We start from the raw sequence: 21,477 nt of genomic DNA, 5'->3' as shown, positions 1-21,477 counted from the left end.
GGCGCCCCGCGTTGCGACCGCGGCAGGCCTTGCTGTCTGCTGGCCCCCGGACAGGAGGTCATCTGGTGACGGTCGTCGATGCCGACGTCGACTTCGGGGAGTTGGACAGGCGGGGCGGGCTGGGCGTGCGGTGCCTGGGCGTCGTGCACCTGTACCGCACCTTCGAGGGCCACGACGTCGTCGCGCTCCAGGGGGTCGACCTCTCCATCCGACCGGGGGAGCGGGTCGCGTTCCTGGGGCCATCGGGCTCGGGCAAGTCGACGCTGCTGACCCTGCTCGGCGGCATCCAGCGTCCCAGCGCGGGCCGGATCTTCCTGGGCGAACACGAGATCTCGCGGCTGCCCGAGACCGAGCTGGCGCGGCTGCGCAGCCGTCGGGTCAGCACGATGCTGCAGGGCGCCACGCGCAACCTGCTGCCCTACGCCACGGCCCGCCAGAACATCGCCTTCGCGCGCCTGGCCCTCACCTCCGCCGAGCGCAAGGAGGTCGCGCCCGACCGCGAGCTGCTCGCCCGCGTCGGCCTGGAGGGCGTCGCCGACCAGGTCGTCAGCACGATGTCCGGCGGCCAGCGCCAGCGACTCGCGCTGGCCTGCGCGGTCTCCACCGGGCCGGAGCTGCTGCTCGCAGACGAGCCGACCAGCCAGCTCTCCCACGAGGACCGCGACGCCGTCATCGGCCTGGTCCACGACCTCGGCGACGAGCTCGGCACGACCATCGTCGTGGTCACCCACCAGCCCGAGGTCGCCGCGACCTTCCCGCGCACCATCACGATGAAGGGTGGCCGGGTCGGGCTGGAGGGCCGCGACGGCGCGGAGTACGTCGTCATCGGCGCCGAGGGCGTCGTCCACCTGCCGACCCACCTGGCCGAGCAGTGGCCGCAGGGCACGCTGGTACGGATCGAGCCGGAGGCCGCCGACCGGCTCGTCGTGTCCAGGTCGGCGGAGTCGGTGGAGGACGCGTGACCGACCTCGAGCTGCGAGGTGTGCGCTACGAGCTCACCCGCACCCTGCTGCACGACCTCGACCTCACCTTCCGTGCCGGTCGGATGACCGCCCTCTCGGGCCCGTCGGGCTCGGGCAAGACCACGCTCCTCTCGATCGCGGGCGGGCTTCTGCAGCCCTCCCTCGGGGAGGCGACGTACGCCGGGGAGCCGATGTGGCGCGGCACCGGCGACCCCCGGCCGGAGGTGGCGTTCGTGCTGCAGGTCTACGGCCTGGTGCCGATCCTCTCCGCGCGCGAGAACGTCTCGGTGGCCCTGCGCGCCCGCGGGGTCGACCCCGACGAGGCCGACGAGCGGGCGAGCGCCGCGCTGGCCCGCTTCCACATCGGCGACCTCGGCGACCGCCAGGTCGAGGAGCTCTCCGGCGGCCAGATGCAGCGCGTGGCCCTGGCCCGCGGGCTCTGCGTCGACGCCGCCGTCCTGCTCGCCGACGAGCCCACCAGCGAGCTCGACGAGGGCAACCGCGCGCTGGTCCTGGCCGAGCTGCGCCGCGAGGCCGACCGCGGTGCCGTCGTCGTCGTGGCCACCCACGACCCGGCCGTCGTCGACGCCTGCGACGACCACCACGCGCTGGACGAGGGACGGCTGGTCGACCACACGGAGCCGGTCCACCTCGGGGGCGGCCGACACCGCGCGGCCGAGGGGGCCTCCGCGGCCGGGACGTCCCCCGCTGGTCGAGGTGCGAGCGCAGCGAGCCAGGAGACTCCGCCGCAGCCGATCCAGCCCGTCGCCCCGGTCCCAGCGACGGCTCCAGCACCGGCCGCGCCCCCGGCACCCGCGCCGCCCGCCCCGGGGCCGCCCTCGGTGCCGCCCATCGACCCCGACGACGACCCCCACCGGATCTACCGCCGCCCGGGGAGCGCGTGAGCGCCTCCGCGCCCCGGATCCGTTCCCGCACCCTCCAGGGCGCGTGGTCGCGCCGGGGCACGCTGCTGCCCCTGATGCTGCTGACGGCGGTGGTCGTGGCGGGCGTGGTGGCGGTGGTCGGGTTCGCCGCGGCGGCCGGCACCTCCCGACTGCTGGCGGTGCCGCTGCTGCTCATCGGTGCGGTCGCGGTGCCCGCCACCGGGCGGGAGCTCGCCTCGGCCCGGCGTCCCGAGATCGCGCTCGCGCGGCTCCGCGGTCTCGAGGGCGGGGAGCTGTTCACGCTGCTGGCGCTCGAGCCACTCCTGGTGCTGCTCGCGGGTGCCGGCCTCGGCACCGGCGCGGGGGTCGGCGTGTCGGCGCTGGCGACCCGCGCCTGGCTCGACGCACCCGTCACCGTGCCCGGGTGGGACGTCCTGTCCGCCGTGCTGGTGGTGCTCCTCGTCGCGCTCGCGGCGGTGCTCCTCGGGATGGCCACAGCGTTGCGCGAGCCGCTCGTCGCCCAGGTCCGGGGATCGGCGCGACCGCGCACCTCCACCTCCGCGGCGGTCTTCGGACAGGTCCTGGTCGTGGTGGGCGCGGCCGTCGCGATCTACCGCGCCCGGGTCGTCGACGGCACCCAGTCCGACCTGCTGGTGCTCGCCGGCCCCGCGCTGGTCGGCCTCGCCGCCGGGCACGCGAGCCTGTGGCTGATGGCGCGCTCCGCGCGCCTGGCCGTACGACGCACGCGCCGCCGCGGCCTGCCGACGTACCTCGCCTCCCGGCGCCTCGCGCGCTCGGCCGACGCCGCGGCCCCGCTGCGGGTCCTCGTGGCGGCAGGGGCGGTGGCCGGGCTGGCGGTCACCGGTGCGGCCCAGGTCTCGGCCTGGGCGGACGAGACGGCGCGGCTGCGCGCGGGTGCCCCGCTGCGGATCGACCTGGAACGCGGCGCCGGCGGCGACGCCACGAGCGTGCTCGCGCTGACCCAGCGGCTCGACCCCGAGGGGCAGTGGCTGATGGGCGCGGTCGTGGTGCCGGGTGAGGGCTCGGTGCCGGCCCGGCGGGCGTTCGTGGACGTGGCGCGGGCCGAGCGCGTGGTGGGCGACTTCTTCGAGGCGACGAGCGCCGCCCGGATCGGCGGGCTCGCCGACCGGCTCACCGATGCCTCGTCGGCATGGGCGGTGCCGTCGACGGGCACGAGCATCCAGGTCGAGGTGGCCGGTGTCTCCGCGCGTGCGGACGGGACGCTGCGGCCGCGCGTCGACGTGGAGATCGCCGACCCCGCCGGGCAGGTGCTGGTGGCGGGCATCCGGCTGGAGCTTCTGACGTCCGGCGCGCCGGTCGGCTCGAGCATCCCTGTCGACTGCGTCGCGGGCTGCACGGTCCGCTCGGTCACCCTGTCGCGCACCCCGGGCGACCGCGACCTGCCCTTCGTCCTGACCCGGCTGCAGATCGGCAGCACCGACCTGGTCGAGAGGGAGTGGGAGCCAGCGGAACCAGCCACCGACGCCGGGCCCGGCGGTCCGGTGGAGGTCAGCGACGGTCTGCTCGCACCGGCCTCGCCGGGCCGGCTGACCGCGCTCCCCGCGCGCGGCGAGGGCCCGGTGCCGGTGCTGGTCACCCGCACCGCCACGTGGGAGGGCGACCCCGTGCTGGAGTCGCCCGGCGGCGAGGACCTCCCGGCCCGGGTGGTCGCCCGCTTCCCCGCGCTGCCGCTCGTCGAGGCCGACGGGGTCTACGCCGACCTCCCGCGCGCCGCGGCAGGCGCCCCGCCGACCGTGCCCGCGGCCGAGGTGATGGTCCTGGCCCGCGCCGACACCCCGGCGGCGCTGCTCGCCGAGCTGCGCGAGGAGACCAGGGCCGAGCCGCGGGCGCTCGAGGTCGTCACCGCCGACGTACGCGAGGCCACGGGCGCCGCCCAGGCGCAGGCCTACCTGCTGATGGCCGCGTTCTGCCTCCTCGTGGCGCTGCTGGCGCTGTTGACCGCCGTCGCCCGGCAGCGCCCGACCTGGGTGCGCGACGTCGCGGCGCTGCGCGCCGTCGGCGTCACCCCCGCCACCCTGCGCCGCAGCACCCTGGTCGAGGCCGGGCTGCTGCTCGTGGTCACCGGTGTCGCCGTGGCGCTCGGCACCTGGGCCTCGGTCGGGCTGCTGCTCGGCCGGCTCGGCCTGGTCACGGTGCCGGAGCACGCCGTGGACCTGCGCACCGCCGTGGCCCCGCTGCCGCTGGCCGTCGCGGCGGCGGTGTGCGCGGTGCTGGTCGTCGCCGTGGTGGTGCGGGGCCGGGCCGTCGACCCGGCCCGGTCCAGCCCCGGCCGGCTGCGGGAGGAAGTGCGATGAGGCTGCCCACGCCGGGGTCCACCCTGCTCCCCACCGTCCTGCGCGGCCTCCGCTCCCGGCTGCTGCTCTCCCTCGGCTCGGTCGTGCTCACCGCGCTGGCGGTCGGCTCGGCCGTCCTCGGCCCGGCCTTCCAGGGCGCGGTCACCAGCTCCTTCCTCGTCACCCGCCTGGCCGAGGCGCCGCAGAACCTCACGGGCCTGTCCTGGGTCTGGACCCCCGACCCCGCCGACACGGGCTTCGACGTCGACGCCACCCTGCTGCGTGCCGGGGCCGCCGCCGAGCAGGCCACCGAGGAGGGTGACGAGGCCGGCGGGGGCGCCGAGCGCTACCTGCCCCCGCAGTTCTTCGTGCGCACGTTCCCGACGGAGGGCCTGGGCGGCGAGGCGCAGCTGGGCTGGGCGCCCGGCTACTGCGCCCACCTCGTCATCGAGGGCGCCTGCCCCGAGGAGCCCGACGAGGTCCTGCTCCTGGCGCTGGACTCCACGATCACCGGGCTCGGCATCGGCGACACGACGCCGGTCGAGGGCCTGGGCGAGGTGCGGGTCGTGGGCACCTACGCCACCCCGGGGCCGGAGGAGGAGGACTACTGGTTCGAGTACGGCCGGCTCGCCAGCCGTCCGCCGACGCCCGCCCCGGCCAACCAGCCCTACCAGCCCGCGCCGATGCTCGGCACGAAGCAGGCCGTGGCGGAGGCGGCCGACACGGTGGGCTACGAGGTCCTCGTCGACCGTCGGCTCGACGTCCCGGCCGACCTCGCGGTCGAGGACCTCGACGAGGTCGTCGCCGTCGCCCGGGCCCAGGACGACCTGGTGCTCGAGGGCGACCGGGGCACGCTCACGGAGTTCTCCATCAACGACATCGGCGGTGTCGTGGAGGAGGTCCGCGACCAGCAGGCCACCGCCCGCGCGTCGGTCTCGCCGGCGGTGATCAGCCTCGTCCTGGTCGCGCTCGCGCTGCTGCTGCGCCTGCTCACCGCGGCCGCCGACCTGCGGATGCCCGAGCTCGCGCTCGCCTCGCTCCGCGGCCTGCCGCGTCGGCGCATGTGGTCGCTCGGCATGTCCGAGCCGCTCGCGCTGCTGGCGCTCTCGCTCCCGGTCGGCGGCGCCCTCGGCGTCGGCGCCGTCGTGCTGCTCATCGAGTCGTGGCTGGTCCCCGGGCTGCCGCTGCGGGTGCCGTGGACCTCGGTCCTCGCCGGGGGACTGGTCGGCATGGGCGCTGCCGTCGTGGCGCTGGTCGCGGTCGGCCTGGTCGTGCGGATCCCGCTCGAGGCCCAGCTCGGCGGCGTACGTCGTCCGCGGCGCGCCCGGCGGGCGGCCGTCGTCGCGCAGCTGGCGCTGGTGGCCGCGGCGGCCGCGGTGCTGCTCAGCAAGCTCAGCTCGACCGAACGCGGCCGGCCCGACGTCACCGACCTGGTGCTCCCCGTGCTGCTCGCCGTCGTGGCGGGCCTGGCCGCGAGCCGGGCCACCTCCTCCCTGGCCGGCTGGTGGACCCGGGCCGTGCCGCACACCCGCTCGCTCGGGTCCTACGTCGCGGTCCGCGCCCTGTCGCGGCGCCAGGAGGGGACGCTGGTGATCCTGCCGGTCACCGCTGCGATCGCCATCTGCGTCTTCGGTGCCGGGGTCTACGACTCCTCCTCGGCCTGGCGCGGCTCGGTGGCGGCCACCCGAGCACCCGCCGCGACGGTGTGGACCTCCTCCCAAACCCTCGAGGACACCGTCGGACTCACCCGTCGCCTCGACCCCGAGGGGCAGTGGCTGATGGCCGGCAGCACGATCATCACCCCGCAGCCAGGTCCCGTCTTCGCGGTCCTGGACACCTCCCGGCTGGAGCGCGTCGGGCTCTGGAACGAGCAGTGGACCCCCGGCACCTCCGCCGGCGAGGTCGCCGAGCTGCTCGCCACCGGACCCGTGCCCGTGGTGGCCGGCCGGCGCATCGGCGTCCAGGTCGAGAACGCGCTCGAGACCAGCGACGACCTGGTCGTCCGGCTGCGGCTCGTCCCGCCCGAGGGTCGGCCGCGCTCGATCTTCCTCGGCCCGGTCGGGCCCGGGGTGTCCGAGGTCAGCGAGCCCGCGGCGTACTGCCAGCAGGGCTGCCGGGTCGAGGAGATCACCCTCGGTGGTCCGGCCGCCCAACAGGTCGAGATGGAGGGCTCGCTCGCGGTCCGGGCGCTGCTCGTCGACGGCGAGCCCGACCGTGCGGCCATGACCGACGGCGGCTGGACGCTGGTGCCCGGCGCGACCGGCAATGACGCGGTCGACGACGTGTCGGTCGGCGCCGACGGCCTGGAGGTGCTCGTCGCCACCAGCAGCCCGGCGATCGTCCAGTTGGGGGCCGGCGACCCGCCCGCGGCCCTCCCGGTCGTCGCGGGGGAGACCGCCCGCACCAACACCTCCTCCGCGACGTACGGCGGCGGCTCGGCGTTGGACTTCGAGGTCGACCCGGTGCTCACGGCGGGGAGCGTCCCGCTGCTCGGGCCGCGCGGACTGCTCATCGACTACGACACCTTCGCGGTCGGCCGCGCGGTCTACGACCAGGACACCGACGTCTACGTGCTGGCCCGCGACGACCTCCCCGACGGCCTGGTCACGCAGATGCGCGACGCGGGGCTCGTGGAGGACACGTCGTACGCCGAGGTGAAGGGCGAGCTCGACGGCACGGCGTACGCCCTCGCGCTGCGGCTCTACGCCGTCGTCGCTGCCCTCGTGCTGCTGATGGCCGTCGCGTCACTGGCCGTCAGCACCGCCGTGCAGCTGCCCGCCCGGCGCCGCGACGCCGCGGCGCTGCGGGTCGTCGGCGTGCCGCGGCGCCAGGTGATGGGCTCGGTGCTGCGCGAGCTGGTGCTGGTGCTGGGCGGCACGGCCGTGGCGGGACTGGCCGCCGGGGCGCTGGCGCAGTACGTCGTGCTGCGCACCGTCACCCTGGGCTTCTCCGAGACGCTCTCGACCCCGGCCCTCGTCGCGGCCATCGACCCCTGGCGGCTCGCGCTGCTCGCGCTCGTCACCGCCCTGCTCTTCGGCACCGTGGCGCTGGTGTCCGCGGTCCTCACCGTGCGCGGGGCGCGGGGGTCGACGCTGCGGGAGTCGGCGCGGTAGGTGGGTGGGGCAGCGCAAGGTTCATCGGCCGGCCGATGAACGTTGCAGTCGGCCGATGGAGCATTATCGGCCAGCCGCAAGGTTTGTCGGCCGGCCGACAAACCCTTCTCTGCAGCCGCCGACCAGACCCACCAGCCTCCCGCGGCTGGGCCAGTTCCGCGGCACCCGGGCCGCCGGCCTCACCCGTCGTGCGCGTGCCGCCCCACGTGCCAGCCACCCGGCGGCAGCTCGAGCGCGGCGCTCGGGCCCCAGGACCCCTGCTCGTAGGGCTGGACCTCCGGCGGGGAGTCGAGCAGCGGCTGGCAGACCTGCCAGATCCGGTCGACCTCGTCGGCGCGGGTGAAGAGCGTCTGGTCGCCGCGCAGGACGTCGAGGACCAGCCGCTCGTAGGCCTCGAGCGGGTCGGCGTCGGGCACGGCGTCGCCCAGGTCGAGGCACATGGTGGCCGCGGCCAGCTCCATCTCCGGACCGGGCTTCTTGCCCTGGAGGTCGACGCGGACCTGCGGGGAGTCGGTGAGCTCGAGGACCAGCTCGTTGCAGCCGGCGGTCTCCCCGAAGAGCGCCGAGGTGGGGGTGCGGAACCGGACGGTGACGGTACGCCGGGTGGCGGCGAGCGCCTTGCCGGTGCGCAGCAGGAACGGCACGTCGCGCCAGCGGTCGCAGTCCAGCCGGACCTCCAGCGCCACGAAGGTCTCCACGTCGGAGTCGTCGTCGACGTCCTCGTCGTCGCGGTAGCCCTCGAACTGGCCGAAGACCGCCCGCTCCGGGTCCAGCGGCAGGACCTTCTCGAAGACCGCCGACTTGGCGTCGCGCAGCGACTCGGCGTCCCCGGCGCCGGGGTCCTCGAGCGCCACGAAGCCCAGGATCTGCATGAGGTGGGTGGAGATCATGTCGCGCAGGCAGCCGGTCGACTCGTAGAACGAGCCGCGGCCCTCCAGCCCGAGCTCCTCGGGCACGTCGATCTGCACCGATTCCACGTGCCGGGCGTTCCAGGACGGCTCGAACAGGCCGTTGGCGAAGCGCAGCGCCAGGATGTTCTGCACCGCCTCCTTGCCCAGGAAGTGGTCGATCCGGAAGACCTGGTCCTCGTCGACGACCTCCTTCAGCGCGGCGTCGAGGGAGCGCGAGGACTCCAGGTCCAGCCCGAACGGCTTCTCCACGACCAGCCGCGCCCGCTCGGTCAGGCCCTCCTTGCCGAGCATCGCGATCATCGGCTCCATGGCCGCCGGGGGGATCGAGAGGTAGACCAGGCGGCGTACGTCGTCGGCGTCCGCGCCCATGGACGACTCGGCCTCGCGGACCGCCGCGGCCAGCTCGCCGCCGTCCTCGGCGTCGGAGGTGCAGAAGGTGACCCGGGAGAGCAGCTGCTCGGCGACGTCCTCGTCGAGGTCCTCGACGGTGTCCTGCAGGCCCTTGCGCAGCCGGTCGCGGAACTCCGCGTCGGAGCCGGGGGAGTGCCGGCCGCTGCCGATCACGGCGTACTCCTCCGGCAGCCGGCCGGCGGCGGCCAGCCGGTAGAGACCGGGGAAGAGCTTGCGGGCGGCGAGGTCGCCGGTGGCGCCGAAGAGCACCAGGACGTGCGGCGGGACGGTGTCGGTACGCGGGTCGCGGGGGTCGGGGGAGGTCACCGTTCGAGCGTCCCCCGCGGCCCGGGGCCGGACACCACCCGGCCGGGCCCGCGATCCCGCCCGAGCGGCCCACCGAAGGGGTGGGCGGGGTGGTCCGGCCCACATGCGACCCCGCGCGGGGTTCTGACCTGGCATATTGGTGACATGAGTCTCGACAACGACACCGCGACGCAGGCCATCGGGGCCTACTTCGGGAGCAGTGTCCTCACCGACGAGCCGACGTGGACCAGCGTGGTGCTGGAGGAGGCCACCACGGCCTTCGACTCCACCGACGAGCTCGTCGCGGCGCTGGGCCTGATGAACCTGCGCGCGGAGACCGGCCCCGCCGCCTGACCTCCTCGCCGGCCGTCGTCCGTGCCGGAGGGCCGCCGGCCCGACCGACCACCGACGGCTCCGTAGGCTCGCATCCGTGAGGCCCCGCCCAGAGAAGCCCGGTCCCGGCCAGGAGTCCGTCTGGGACTACCCCCGACCGCCGGCGCTCGTGCCGAGCAGCCAGCTGGTCGAGGTGGTCCTCGGCGGCGTCGTCATCGCCCGCACCACCACCTCGTGGCGGGTGCTGGAGACCAGCCACCCGCCGACCTACTACCTGCCCCGCGAGGCCTTCGTGGACGGCGCGCTCGTCCCCACCCCCGGCAGCTCGGCGTGCGAGTGGAAGGGGCTGGCGGCGTACGCCGACCTGCACGGCGGCGGGGTGGTGGCTCCCCGCGCGGCCTGGACCTACCCCGACCCGACGCCGGCGTTCGCCGCCATCAGCGACGCGTGGGCCGTGATGCCGGGCGCCGTCGACGAGTGCCGGGTCGACGGCGAGGTCGTCCGCCCGCAGGAGGGCGGGTTCTACGGCGGGTGGATCACCGACGCGGTGGTCGGGCCGTTCAAGGGGATCCCGGGCTCCTGGGGCTGGTGAGGCACCCGCTCCGGTCGGGCTCGGCGACCGCGTCACCCGCTCTCGACACGCGGGTCGCGACCTCGTCCCTCGGTCGCGCCGCTCGCTCGACCACCGACCAGCGCATCCGCTGACGCGTCTGCGATCAGCAGCCCGGACCGGGCTCCTTCTTCCCCAGCAGCCGGTCGGCGAGCAGGTCGCACCACTGCCCCGAGGCCGGGCCGCCGTTGACGGTGCCGTCGGACTCCCCGGGGTGCTTGACCCACAAGGCCCCGTCGAAGGCCCCGTCGAAGGCCAGCCGCGGGGCCTTGCCCAGTCGCGCCCAGGTCGGGTTGATGACGTCGGCGTCCACGGGCTTCTTCGCGCCGTTGCGCGAGGTGTCGACGACGTACTTGGTGCCCTTGACGCCCAGCCGCTTCAGCTCACGCACCATCCACCGTGCGTAGTGGTGCTCGTCCTTGGTGCGGCGGAAGTTGGAGACGTTGGTGCTGAAGCCGCGCGCGTCGGCGACGCCGGCCTTCCTCAGCAGCTCGGCCCGGCCGTCCCAGGGGGTGTCGTCGGTGGTCGGGTCCCCGGTCGTCCAGCCGGAGTGCCCGGCGTCGATGTAGACCCACGCCCCGGCGTCGGCCAGGCGACGCGTCGCCCAGCGCAGCAGCTTGACCCGGTTGTCGGCGTTGCCGCACTCGCCGCCGTGGTAGAAGGGCAGGGCGTCCGGCTCGAGCACCAGCAGCGGGCTGGAGCCCTCGAGCCCCTCGGCGACCTGGGCGACCCACTTCTTGTAGGCGTCCACGCCGGGCAGCCCGCCGGAGGAGTACTGCCCGCAGTCGCGGTCGGGGATGGAGTAGACGACCAGCATCGGCGTCTTGTCGGCGGCCTCGGCCAGCCCGACGTACTCACCGACCACGTCCGCGACCCGGTCGGTCGGGTAGTACTCCGAGCCCAGCCACAGCGCCTGGGCCTTCTTCGCGATCGGCTCGTACGCCGGGCCCTGGGCGTGCACGGGCATGCGGCTGTCCACGTAGAGGCCCCGCACCGTGCGCGGGTCGGGAGCGCGCCGCTCGGCCGCGGTCCCGGTGGGGGCGGCCGCGCCGGGGCTGGCGGATCCCACGCCCGGTCCCAGCAGCCCGAGGACGCCGAGGGCGAGGGCCAGGGCGAGCGCGAGCAGGCGGGCAGGACGCAGGAGCACCCGACCAGGGTGCGGCACCCGGGGCTCGCGTGTCCGGACTATCCGCGGACCGGCGCCGCCGACGCGCTCAGCGACCGGCGCGGCGCTCGTACTCCGCCCGCGCCTCGAGGTCGACCTTCGACAGCGACGTGTCGGCGCCCATGGCGTGGCTGACGGCGTCGCGGGCGCGGCGGGGCAGGGTGTTGGAGGAGTAGAAGATCCCCTTGGCGTAGGCCGGGACCCAGGTCTCGAAGCGGGGGCGCCGGGCCACGGAGAGGATCGCGTCCGCGACCTCCTCGGGCTTGCACGGGCGCATGCCGCGGGCGGCCTGCACGCCGGCGCCGAGCTCGGTGGCCACGACGGTGGGCAGCACGACCGAGACGTCGACGCCGCCGGGGGCCAGCTCGGCGGACATCGCCTCGGAGAAACCGACCACGCCGAACTTGCTGGCGGAGTAGACGGCGCCGCCGGCCATGCCGATCCGGCCGACCGCGGAGGCGACGTTGACGACGTGGCCGTGACCGCGCTCGAGCATGGTGCGGGCGGCCAGCTGGGTGCCCGTGATGACGGCGCGGAGGTTGACCTCGAGGATCTTGTCGATCGACTCGTCGCTCTGCTCGACCAGCGGGGAGAGCGGCATGATCCCGGCGTTGTTGACCAGCACCTCGACCGGGCCGAGCGCCTCGGCCTGGGCCAGGAACGCGGCGAACGAGGCGCGGTCGGAGACGTCGACGACGTACCCCTCGGCGCCTCCACCGACCTGGGCGGCTGCCTTGGCGGCGACGTCGTCGTCGAGGTCGCCGATGACCACGCGGGCCCCGGCGTCGGCGAAGCGGCCGGCGGTGGCCAGGCCGATGCCGCGACCGGCGCCGGTGATGGCGACGACCTTCCCGCGCAGGTCACGGTCGGGGGTGCGGGCGAGGCGGGAGGAGCGGGTCATCGGTGGCCTCCGAGGGGGTAGAGGTCGACGGGCTGTCCGTCGACCGGGAACGGGAGGGAGTGGTTGTCGAGGGGGGCGGTGTAGTCGGGGTCCACCCGCCACTCGAAGCGGCGCAACAGGTGGTGCATGACGGCCTTGACCTCGGCGCCGGCGAAGAACAGGCCCAGGCACTTGTGCACGCCGCCACCGAAGGGGTCCCAGGCGTGGCGGTGCCGCTTGTCCTCGCGGCGCTCGGGCCCGAAGCGCTCGGGGTCGAAGCGGTGCGGGTCGTCCCACAGCTCGGGCTGCAGGTGCGTGAACTGCGGGGAGACCATGAGGAAGGTGCCCTCGGGTATGCGGTGGCCGAGCACGACGGTCTCCCGCACGGCCTTGCGCACCACGACCGGCACCGGGGCCCGCAGCCTCAGGCACTCGCGCATCACCAGGTCCAGCGAGGTGAGGGTGTCCAGCTCGGCCAGGGACGGCTGCCCGCCGAGGGCGCGGGACTCCGCCCGGCAGCGCTCCTGCCAGTCGGGGTGCTTGCCGAGCAGCTCCAGCATCGTGGAGAGCGTGATGGTGGAGGTGTCGTGCGCGGCCATCATGAGGAAGACCATGTGGTCGACGACCTGGTCGTCGGTGAGGCCCTCGCCGTCCTCGCTGCGCACGTGGCAGAGCTGGCTGAGCAGGTCCGGGGTCTCGCTCGCGCGCCGCTCGGGGAGGTAGGAGCGCAGGAACTCCTCCAGCAGCCGGCGGCCGCGGTGGCCCCGCCACCAGCGGCCCGGCGGGACCGGCATCCGCACCACGGAGGTCGCCGCCTGCACGCAGTCGATGAACGCGCGGTTGACCCGGTCCATCTGCTGGGGCGAGGTGTGCTCGGCCCCGCCCATGAAGATGTCGGCGGCGATGTCGAGGGTCAGCGCCTTGAGCGCGGGGTAGGCGCGGAAGTCGCGCCCGGGCTCCCAGGAGGCGACCCCACGGGCGACGGCCGGGTGCACGCGCGCGGTGTAGCCCTCGAGCCGGTCGCGGGTGAAGGCCTGCTGGAGGATCCGCCGGTGCAGGTGGTGCTCCTCGAAGTCGAGGAGCATCAGTCCGCCGTGGAAGAACGGCCCGACCAGGTACGACCACGCGGGCTGGTTGGCGAAGGCCTTGTCGCGGTTGGTGAAGACGGCCTCCAGCGCGTCGGCGCCCAGCAGCATCGCCCACCGGTGGCGGCCGGCGACGCGCAGCGGCGACACCGCGCCGTACGTCGTCCACTGGCGCTCGAAGAGGGCCTGCGGGTCCCGGGCGTAGTCGAGCAGCTGGCCGAGGACCGGCAGCCCGTGCGCCCCGCGCACGGGCGCGGGGATCTCACGCACCCGCTCTCCCGTGGTCTGCGTCACGCCGCGATCGTATTCTGACAGGAGCCTCTGTCAAGTGTTGTCCCGCGCCGGCCCGGACCGGCGGGGCCCGCGTTCCAGGGGTCGGGCGCGCCGGGGTGCGTGCTGTCGGGCGCCCGTGGCAGCCTGTGCCCGTGGCGGTGAAGAAGGGCGTCTACCGGGGTCTGACGGCGCAGGAGCGCGCCGCGGAGCGACGCGAGCGGCTGCTCGAGGCGACCCTCGAGGTGTGGGGTCGCGAGGGCGGTCCGCCGGTCACCATGACCCGCATCTGCCAGCAGGCCCAGCTCACCGAGCGCTACTTCTACGAGCAGTTCGCCAACCTCGAGGAGGCCCTCGAGGAGGTACTGAAGTCGATCTACGACGAGATCGTCGAGGTCACCGCCGCCGCGCTGGAGCAGACCAGTGGCGACCCCGCCGACCGCGCCCGGATCGGCATCGCGGCCTTCCTCGACGTCTTCGTGAAGGACCCGCGCAAGGGACGGGTCGCGATGATCCTCGCTCCCGGCCGCGCCGAGCTGCGCGAGCGGCGCCAGGAGATGCTGCGCTCGCTCAGCTCGTTCGCCGCGATGGAGGCCGGCGAGCTGTACGGCGAGGAGGCCGAGCCCGGCTCGCGCGGCGAGCTGGCCGGCATCCTGTTCGTGGGCGGACTCTCCGAGCTGGTCGCCGGCTGGATCGAGGGCACGCTCGACACCGAGCCCGCCGAGCTCGTCGACGCCGCCACCCGCGCGTTCACCCGGCTCGCCCACCGCTGAGCCGCCCCGGCGGGCCGGGCCGGCACCCCGTCGTACGCCGTCCTGCTGCTCGGAACCGCGTCCCCGCGGCCCCCGGCGGGGGTACGTTGCGCAGCGCCGCCGCCCCGCGGCGATCCCCCGACAGGAGAGCCCCATGACCAGCCGCCCGTTCACCCGCCAGTCCACCGTCGCCGAGCTCGCCACCACGGCCCCGGGCCGGGCGTTCAAGGCGATGATCCTGCGCCAGCTCCCGCCGACGCAGACGGAGAAGGAGCGCCAGGAACTGGAGGAGATGACCCTCAACTTCCCGCTCGAGACGCTGGTCGAGCTCTCCGAGGGCAAGCTCACCTGGGGCGTCGCCGACTCCCTCGTCGACCTGGCCAACCGCAAGCCGCACCGCGTCGCCGGACGTGCCGCCGGTGCGGGGTTCGGTGCCGTGAAGAAGGTCGTCCGCACCGTTCGCCGCTGATCCACCTGCGTCGGTCACGGGCGCGGCGGCGGGTCAGCAGGCGCAGAAGTCAGCGTCCGGTCCCTCGCAACGCGGGTGCCGCTCGGCCAGGATCGCCAGCTGCGGGCCACCGAAGGCGGCCGCCAGGAGGCGGTCGCCCAAGGCCGCGCGTCGGAGGTACTCCACGCCGAGGACGGCCTGCACCGGGTGGTGGTCGAGGTGCTCGAGCAGCAGCCGCACGGCGACGTCGAGTGGGGGCACGTCTCGGGGCACCGGCTCGGACTCCCGCAGGAGGAGGAGCTGCATGAGGGCGCGGATCTCGCCCGCTGTCGCGAAGACCGGCGTCCACCCCCCGTCGCAGCGCTGGTGGGTCAACCTGCACTGGGCGTGCTCGAAGGACAGCCGCCCCCGCCCCACCCGTTCCAGTGCCTCGATCAGGTCCTTGTCCACGGCAGCCCCCCAGCAACCCGGCGTCCTGCGCCGTGGTCACGACGCTGGCGACATGCTGGCCCACCAGAGGTGTGGAAAGCGACGGCTGTTGCCAAGCCGTGGGCAAGGCTTTGCCTGCCTCGAGAGGTGCTGAGCGAACCGCTGAGATTCCTCCGCACTGACACCGTGTCGCAGTTACTCTCGGGTACGTGACGGACGCACCCGTGCCGAGCTTCGGCCCCTCCCCCGACCACGTCGAGCTGCAGCAGTGGCTGCACACCTTCGCAGCGGATGTCATCCGACCCGCGGCCGCGGAGTGGGACGAGAAGGAGGAGTTCCCCTGGCCCGTGGTCGAGGAGGCCGCGAAGGTGGGGATCTACTCCCTCGACTTCTTCGCCACCCAGTCCTTCGACCCCACCGGACTCGGCATCCCGATCTTCATGGAGGAGGTGTTCTGGGGTGACGCCGGCATCGGCCTCTCGATCGTCGGTACGGCGCTGGCCGCGGCCGGCCTGGCCAGCAACGGCACCCCCGAGCAGCTCGCGGAGTGGGCTCCGGAGATGTTCGGGACGCCCGGCGACCTGAAGATCGCGGCGTTCTGCTCCTCCGAGCCCGACGCGGGGTCCGACGTGGGCGCGATGCGCACCCGTGCCGTCTACGACGAGGCCACCGACGAATGGGTCATCAACGGCACCAAGACCTGGGCGACCAACGGCGGCCTCGCCGACGTCCACGTCGTCACCGCCGTCGTCGACCCCGACCTGCGCACCCGCGGCCAGGCCTCCTTCATCGTCCCGCCGGGGACCAAGGGCCTCTCCCAGGGCCAGAAGTTCCACAAGCACGGCATCCGCGCCTCCCACACCGCCGAGGTCGTCCTCGACAACGTGCGCGTGCCCGGCCGCTGCCTGCTCGGTGGCAAGGACAAGCTCGACGCCCGCCTGGCCCGGGCCCGCGAGGGCGCCAAGAGCGGTGGCGGCAATGCGAGCATGGCGACCTTCGAGCGCACCCGTCCCGCGGTCGGCGCGCAGGCCGTCGGCATCGCCCGCGCGGCGTACGAGACCGCCCTGGACTACGCCAAGACCCGCGAGCAGTTCGGCAAGCCGATCATCGAGAACCAGGGCGTGGCCTTCCAGCTCGCCGACATGGCGACCCAGATCGACGCCGCCCGCCTGCTGGTGTGGCGCGCCTCGTGGAAGGCCGCCACCGGCGGTGCCTTCGACAAGGCCGAGGGGTCGATGTCGAAGCTCTTCGCCGGCGAGACCGCCATCCGGGTAACCGGCCAGGCGATGCAGATCCTGGGCGGCAACGGCTTCACGCGGGAGTACCCCGTCGAGCGCTGGGCCCGCGACGCCCGGATCTACACCATCTTCGAGGGCACCTCGGAGATCCAGCGCCTGGTCATCGCCCGGACGATCTCGGGCGCGCCGATCCGCTGAGTCGCCCGGAGCCGGGGGTACTCCGCATCATTCCTGATGCTTGCTGCGAGCTCGGCAGCAGAAATGATGCGGAGTACCCGCCCGCCCGCCCCACAGGTCACAGCAACCACGACCCGGCCACGCCCGGACCTCCCGGGGTGAGCCGGGCCGGCCACGGCAGCGGGAGGGTCGGGTCATGAAGATCCTGATCGGCCTGGCCATCATCGTCGCGCTGGCCTACCTCGGCTACCGCATGTTCTTCGTCAACGCCCACAAGAAGTGACCGCCTGAGGCCACCCTCGAGAAGGGACGCAGCGCGGTGCGACAGCGCTTCGAGGGCGCCATCGCCGGGATCGGGTCGACCTCCGGCGTGCGGGTCGTCGTGGGGCGCTGGGACCGCTCGCCCCTGGGCAGCTTCGCCGACGCCATGGTCGCCGAGGCCGACGGCCGCCGCGTCCTGCTCGCGCCGAGCCAGGAGGTCGCGGACTTCGTCGCGGCGACGTACACCTTCGACGAGGTGCGGATCGAGCCGCTCACCGTCGAGGGCGAGACCCGCTGGCTGGTGCGCTCGCCGTCCCTGCTCCTCGACCTCGAGCTCGGCCACCGCACCACGCTGGGCCGGCTGCTGCGCGCGGTCCCGACGGCGGTCGGCACGAGTCCCGCGTGGTGCGCCGTCACCGACCCGGTCGCCCGGGTCGTCATGCGGGGTGTGCGGACACGCGGCTCGGCGGGCAACGGCAGGCGTGAGTGGTACGCCGCCACCGACCACCACGTCCTCCGCTCCGCGACCGGCTCGTACGACGGGGTGGACCTCGGCGCGCTCCGGCCGGTCAGCCCCGAGCCGGGCTTCGGGTTCTCCTCGACCCCGGCGCGGCCGTCGGTCACCTCGCTCGTGACCACCGTCGAGGTCCCCGGCTGATCGCGCGGCCCGGCGTGGCTCGCCGACCCGGGAGATCCTTCCGCGAGGCCGATGGTGAGGGTCTCGTGGCTCGCGGCGCTCGCACCTCGACCAGCGATGGTGCGCCGGGGAGGCGGGCAGGGTCAGGCGAGGTCGATGGCGCGGTTGACCCAGTTGGACGCGACGACCATCCCGACCTTCTCGTAGAGCCCCAGCGCGCCGGTGCGGGAGTCGGTGGACAGGGCGCTGCGGGAGGCCCCGTGCTCGGAGGCGACGCGGAAGGCGTCGACGAGCAGGGCCTGGCCCAGGCCCTTGCCCCGCTGGTCGCCGCGGGTGGCGAGCCGGTCGATGAAGCCCTCGGTGCCGCCACCGTCGCGGGCGGCCATCACCAGGAAGGCCATGCCGACCACGTCGCCGGCCGGGTCGACCACGACGCGCAGGTGCCACGGCTCGAACCCCGGACGCAGCACGGTGCCGGCCTGCCACTCCTCGAAGGTGTCCCGCGGGCGGTCGGACCACTCGAGGAAGGCGTCCTCCTGGACGGTGTAGGCGCCGTGGTGCTCCGCCTCGGTGGCCGCACGCACGGCGTACCCCTCGGGGACCGGTCGATCGGGGATGCTCGCGCCCTCGGGAAGCACCAGGAGCCAGGAGTTCCAGCGCACCTCGTAGCCCAGGGCCTCCAGGAGCCGGTCGCCGGCCGAGCCCTCCGGCACCGGCATCCCGACCTTCGCGGCACCGCTGCGGCGGGCGGTGTCCTGCATCCACAGCGCGAGCTGGGTGCCCAGGCCGCGTCCCCGGTGGTCGGGGTGGACCGCGGCGTCACCGCGGTCGTTGCGCACGTGCTCGGCGTACGCGACCAGCTCCGAGCCGTGGAAGACGCCGATGCCGTGCTCCTCGACGACGTACCCCGGTCGTTGCCAGTCGGCGACGATGTCGGCCTCCTCGATCTCGACGGTGCCGACGTCGTGCTTCTCCTGCGCCGCCATCACCTCGAAGACGCCGCGGGCGTCGCTGGCGGTGAGGGGGCGGGCGGTGTAGCCCTCGGGGAGCGTGAGCGGTGCGGTCATGAGCGGCATCGTGGCGGCAAATGCGGCGCGGGGCCTCCGATTTTCTCGGAGGCCCCGCGGGCGGGTGCGAGCGCGTGCTCAGGCGTTGCGGATCGCGGAGACGTCGAGGTCGAGCTTGATCTTCTCCGAGACCAGGACGCCGCCGGTCTCGAGCGCGGCGTTCCAGGTCAGACCCCAGTCCTTGCGGTTGATCGTCGTCGAGCCCTCGAAGCCGATGCGCAGGTTGCCGAACGGGTCGCGGGCCGAGCCGGTGTGCTCGAACTCGATGGTGACCGGCTTGGCGACGCCCTTGATGGTCAGGTCGCCGGTGATGGTCCAGTCGTCACCGCTGCGCGAGACCTGGGTGGAGACGAAGGTGATCTCCGGGTTGGTCTCGGCGTCGAAGAAGTCGGCGGAGGCGAGGTGGCCGTCGCGGTCGGGGCTGCCGGTGTCGATCGAGGCGGTCTTGATCGAGAGCTCGACCTTGGAGGCGGCGGGGTTGGCGGCGTCGACGTGGGCGGTGCCGCTCCAGTCGCTGAACTGGCCGCGGACCTTGGTCACCATGGCGTGGCGGGCGGTGAAGCCGAGGCGGCTGTGGCTGGTGTCGATCGTGTAGTCGCCCGAGATGTCGTCGAGGGCGGTGGTGGGGGCGTCGAAGTCTGCGGTGGTCATGGTGGCTCCTGGAGGCGTCCGTGGGTGAATGTTCAACGACTCTAACCGGACCCAGGTCCGCTTTCATTCCCCCGGTCGGATGGCTGGTCTGGACCGGACGCACGCGAGCCCCGCTCCCGGCGTGGGGGAGCGGGGCTCGTGGACTGGGTCCGCCAGCGGAGCCGGCGTCAGGCAGCGTGCGTCGCGTGCAGGACGACAGCCTGCTCCGCAGAGGTCCAGCGCGACTCCAGGCGGGACGACCCGTCCGTGTCGGTCACCGTGATCCACACCTGCGTCAGGCCGCCGGTCATCTTCATGTCCTGCATGGGACACCTCCTGTTCACCTTCTGTTCACCAACGTAGCACGTGCTCCACCCGGACGGCCAGGAACCGCCCCCGGAGGTCGCGGCGCTCCACCTGGTGGGGTCGTCGGTGCCGTGACCACCGGGCAGGCGCTCCCCGCTCCGCGTGCGCCCGGCCGGACCCGCGCGCCCCCCGTCGTACGCCGTGGGGCGGGTGCGGCCACGACGCACGCGTGCTGGTGACCGACCCCACCGCGGCGAGGACTCGGGTGCCGGGGCCGCAGCCCACTACCGTGGACGGGTGAGCGAGGCAACAGGCATCCCCGATGGCAGCACCACCACCGACGACAGCGGCAGCGCCCAGACCGAGGCGCCGGTGACCTTCGAGGACCTCGGACTCTCCGCGCCCGTGCTCAAGGCGCTGCGCGACGTCGGCTACGAGACGCCCTCGGCGATCCAGGCGGCGACCATCCCGACCCTGCTCGGTGGCCGCGACGTCGTGGGCCTGGCGCAGACCGGCACCGGCAAGACCGCTGCCTTCGCGCTGCCGATCCTCTCCAACCTCGACGTCTCCCAGAAGTCGCCGCAGGCGCTCGTGCTGGCCCCCACCCGCGAGCTCGCGCTCCAGGTGTGCGAGGCCTTCGAGCGCTACGCCGCGCACCTGCGGGGCGTCCACGTGCTGCCGGTCTACGGCGGCCAGGGGTACGGCGTGCAGCTCTCGGCCCTGCGCCGCGGCGTCCACGTGGTCGTCGGCACCCCCGGCCGGATCATGGACCACCTCGAGAAGGGCACCCTCGACCTCACCGAGCTGCGCTTCCTGGTGCTCGACGAGGCCGACGAGATGCTGAACATGGGCTTCGCCGAGGACGTCGAGACGATCCTGGCCGACACCCCCGACACCAAGCAGGTCGCGCTCTTCTCCGCGACCATGCCCGCGCAGATCCGCCGGCTGAGCAAGCAGTACCTCACCGACCCGGCCGAGATCACCGTCAAGAACAAGACGGCCACGGCCAGCAACATCACCCAGCGCTACCTCATCTGCAGCTACCCGCAGAAGGTCGACGCCCTCACCCGCATCCTCGAGGTCGAGAACTTCGAGGGGATGATCGTCTTCGTCCGCACCAAGAGCGAGACCGAGGCGCTGGCGGAGAAGCTGCGGGCCCGGGGATTCACCGCCGCTGCCATCAACGGCGACGTCCCGCAGAACGTGCGCGAGCGCACCGTGCAGCAGCTCAAGGACGCCAAGCTCGACATCCTGGTCGCCACCGACGTCGCCGCCCGCGGCCTCGACGTCGAGCGGATCAGCCACGTCGTCAACTACGACATCCCCACCGACACCGAGTCCTACGTCCACCGGATCGGCCGCACCGGCCGCGCCGGTCGCAGCGGCGACGCGATCTCCTTCGTCACCCCCCGCGAGCGCTACCTGCTGCGCCACATCGAGAAGGCCACGAAGCAGCCGCTGGCCGAGATGACGCTGCCCAGCGTCGAGGACGTCAACAGCACCCGCCTGACCCGCTTCGACGACCAGATCACCGCGGCGCTGGAGCAGACCGACCGGATCGCCGGCTTCCGCGACATCGTCGCCCACTACGTCCGCAACCACGACGTGCCCGAGGCCGACGTCGCCGCGGCGCTCGCCGTGGTCGCGCAGGGCGACACGCCGCTGCTGCTGGACCCCGCGGCCGACAAGGTCCGCACCCCCCGGGTCACCCCCGGCGACCGCGACGACAGGGAGCGTCCCGCCCGCCCGGCCCGCTCCCGCAACGGCGACACCCCGATGGCGATGTACCGCATCAACGTCGGCAAGCGGCACAAGGTCGAGCCCCGCCAGATCGTCGGCGCGCTCGCCAACGAGGGCGGCCTCAACCGCAAGGACTTCGGCAAGATCCTGATCAAGCCCGACTTCTCCCTCGTCGAGCTGCCCGCGGACCTGCCGTCGGCGACGTACGCCGCGCTGGCCGACACCCGCATCTCCGGCAAGCTGATCGAGCTGTCCCCCGACAACGGTCCGCGGCCGCGCAGCAGCTCGGGTCCGCGTGGCGGCTCGGGACCGCGCCGCGCCCGCGAGGACCGTGGTCCCGAGGTCACCACGTGGGGCGACGACAAGCCGTCGAAGAAGCCCCGCCACAAGGGCTGATCGAGGCCGCGCCCGTCCCCCGTTGGTCGAGCAGCCCGAGCGCCAGCGAGGGCGTCGTCGAGACCGCAGCACCTGTCCGTGGTCGGCGACCACATGCAGCTCACGCGGTCTCTACGACGGCTCGCTGACGCTCGCCTGCTCGACCCGCCCAGGGTGTCGCTGAGCGAGCGCC

At 74.1% G+C, this 21,477-nt stretch carries 19 protein-coding genes; 11 read left to right on the top strand and 8 right to left on the bottom strand.

The features are described 5' to 3' along the window. Positions 1–65: 65 nt before the first annotated feature. From Q1V71_RS16680 to Q1V71_RS16665, 4 genes are read left to right on the top strand one after another with little or no spacing between them, the layout of a single operon-like run. Entirely contained in the window at positions 66–962 is an 897-nt protein-coding gene (locus tag Q1V71_RS16680) for an ABC transporter ATP-binding protein (protein ID WP_300645246.1), read from the top strand. Further along, a complete protein-coding gene (locus Q1V71_RS16675) occupies positions 959–1,867 on the top strand; it encodes an ABC transporter ATP-binding protein (RefSeq protein WP_300645245.1) in 909 nt (302 codons plus the stop codon). Before Q1V71_RS16680 ends, Q1V71_RS16675 begins: the two co-directional genes overlap by 4 nt. Continuing rightward, positions 1,864–4,182 (top strand): FtsX-like permease family protein, encoded by a 2,319-nt coding sequence (locus Q1V71_RS16670; RefSeq protein ID WP_300645243.1) that lies wholly within the window; start codon positions 1,864–1,866, stop codon positions 4,180–4,182. The genes Q1V71_RS16675 and Q1V71_RS16670 overlap by 4 nt, the downstream gene beginning before the upstream one ends. Next, complete coding sequence (locus Q1V71_RS16665; RefSeq protein ID WP_300645241.1) at positions 4,179–7,274, top strand: FtsX-like permease family protein; 3,096 nt, start codon at positions 4,179–4,181, stop codon at positions 7,272–7,274. The genes Q1V71_RS16670 and Q1V71_RS16665 overlap by 4 nt, the downstream gene beginning before the upstream one ends. A 179-nt stretch (positions 7,275–7,453) precedes the next feature. Here Q1V71_RS16665 and zwf read toward each other — a convergent pair whose 3' ends face one another. Continuing rightward, on the bottom strand, positions 7,454–8,902 hold the full coding sequence (gene zwf, locus Q1V71_RS16660) for a glucose-6-phosphate dehydrogenase (RefSeq protein ID WP_300645240.1): 1,449 nt from the start codon (positions 8,900–8,902) through the stop codon (positions 7,454–7,456). Positions 8,903–9,046: 144 nt separating this feature from the next. Between zwf and Q1V71_RS16655 the strand changes: the two genes are divergently transcribed. Both Q1V71_RS16655 and Q1V71_RS16650 read left to right on the top strand, forming a co-directional pair. Next, positions 9,047–9,235 (top strand): hypothetical protein, encoded by a 189-nt coding sequence (locus Q1V71_RS16655; RefSeq protein WP_300645238.1) that lies wholly within the window; start codon positions 9,047–9,049, stop codon positions 9,233–9,235. A gap of 76 nt (positions 9,236–9,311) precedes the next feature. Beyond that, the gene (locus Q1V71_RS16650) at positions 9,312–9,806 is read left to right on the top strand and encodes a DUF427 domain-containing protein (protein WP_300645237.1); all 495 of its coding nucleotides are present in this window, start codon (positions 9,312–9,314) and stop codon (positions 9,804–9,806) included. 124 nt (positions 9,807–9,930) lie between these two features. Here the strand turns inward: Q1V71_RS16650 and Q1V71_RS16645 are convergent, their stop codons facing one another. The 3 genes from Q1V71_RS16645 to Q1V71_RS16635 form a co-directional block, all read right to left on the bottom strand. Next, positions 9,931–10,971, bottom strand: a complete 1,041-nt coding sequence (locus Q1V71_RS16645) for a glycoside hydrolase family 6 protein (protein ID WP_300645235.1) — start codon at positions 10,969–10,971, stop codon at positions 9,931–9,933. Positions 10,972–11,038: 67 nt separating this feature from the next. Beyond that, positions 11,039–11,890: an SDR family oxidoreductase gene (locus tag Q1V71_RS16640; protein WP_300645232.1), complete on the bottom strand. Its 852-nt coding sequence runs from the start codon at positions 11,888–11,890 to the stop codon at positions 11,039–11,041. Then, complete coding sequence (locus tag Q1V71_RS16635) at positions 11,887–13,248, bottom strand: cytochrome P450 (RefSeq protein ID WP_300645230.1); 1,362 nt, start codon at positions 13,246–13,248, stop codon at positions 11,887–11,889. The genes Q1V71_RS16640 and Q1V71_RS16635 overlap by 4 nt, the downstream gene beginning before the upstream one ends. A 131-nt stretch (positions 13,249–13,379) precedes the next feature. On the opposite strand from Q1V71_RS16635, the gene Q1V71_RS16630 reads away from it, so the two are divergent. Together Q1V71_RS16630 and Q1V71_RS16625 are read left to right on the top strand one after the other, a co-directional pair. Further along, positions 13,380–13,997 (top strand): TetR/AcrR family transcriptional regulator, encoded by a 618-nt coding sequence (locus Q1V71_RS16630; RefSeq protein ID WP_300645229.1) that lies wholly within the window; start codon positions 13,380–13,382, stop codon positions 13,995–13,997. Between the two features lie 133 nt (positions 13,998–14,130). Continuing rightward, positions 14,131–14,445 (top strand): hypothetical protein, encoded by a 315-nt coding sequence (locus Q1V71_RS16625; RefSeq protein WP_300645228.1) that lies wholly within the window; start codon positions 14,131–14,133, stop codon positions 14,443–14,445. A gap of 33 nt (positions 14,446–14,478) precedes the next feature. Here Q1V71_RS16625 and Q1V71_RS16620 read toward each other — a convergent pair whose 3' ends face one another. Continuing rightward, a complete protein-coding gene (locus tag Q1V71_RS16620; protein ID WP_300645226.1) occupies positions 14,479–14,874 on the bottom strand; it encodes a hypothetical protein in 396 nt (131 codons plus the stop codon). Between the two features lie 188 nt (positions 14,875–15,062). Between Q1V71_RS16620 and Q1V71_RS16615 the strand changes: the two genes are divergently transcribed. Both Q1V71_RS16615 and Q1V71_RS16610 read left to right on the top strand, forming a co-directional pair. Beyond that, on the top strand, positions 15,063–16,289 hold the full coding sequence (locus Q1V71_RS16615) for an acyl-CoA dehydrogenase family protein (protein WP_300645225.1): 1,227 nt from the start codon (positions 15,063–15,065) through the stop codon (positions 16,287–16,289). 298 nt (positions 16,290–16,587) lie between these two features. Further along, the gene (locus Q1V71_RS16610; protein WP_300645223.1) at positions 16,588–17,187 is read left to right on the top strand and encodes a hypothetical protein; all 600 of its coding nucleotides are present in this window, start codon (positions 16,588–16,590) and stop codon (positions 17,185–17,187) included. A gap of 122 nt (positions 17,188–17,309) precedes the next feature. Here the strand turns inward: Q1V71_RS16610 and Q1V71_RS16605 are convergent, their stop codons facing one another. From Q1V71_RS16605 to Q1V71_RS16595, 3 genes are all read right to left on the bottom strand, one after another. Beyond that, positions 17,310–18,233 (bottom strand): GNAT family N-acetyltransferase, encoded by a 924-nt coding sequence (locus tag Q1V71_RS16605; RefSeq protein WP_300645221.1) that lies wholly within the window; start codon positions 18,231–18,233, stop codon positions 17,310–17,312. Between the two features lie 78 nt (positions 18,234–18,311). Continuing rightward, a complete protein-coding gene (locus Q1V71_RS16600) occupies positions 18,312–18,884 on the bottom strand; it encodes a YceI family protein (RefSeq protein ID WP_300645220.1) in 573 nt (190 codons plus the stop codon). Positions 18,885–19,051: 167 nt separating this feature from the next. Further along, entirely contained in the window at positions 19,052–19,189 is a 138-nt protein-coding gene (locus Q1V71_RS16595; protein ID WP_300645219.1) for a hypothetical protein, read from the bottom strand. Between the two features lie 277 nt (positions 19,190–19,466). Between Q1V71_RS16595 and Q1V71_RS16590 the strand changes: the two genes are divergently transcribed. Then, entirely contained in the window at positions 19,467–21,305 is a 1,839-nt protein-coding gene (locus Q1V71_RS16590) for a DEAD/DEAH box helicase (RefSeq protein WP_300645218.1), read from the top strand. Positions 21,306–21,477: the final 172 nt, after the last annotated feature.

It is taken from the genome of Nocardioides sp. (genome assembly GCF_030149505.1).
Taxonomy (GTDB): Bacteria; Actinomycetota; Actinomycetes; order Propionibacteriales; family Nocardioidaceae; genus Nocardioides.
Note: the sequence above shows the minus strand (reverse complement) of the source record. Positions and strands in the feature narration are given on the sequence as shown.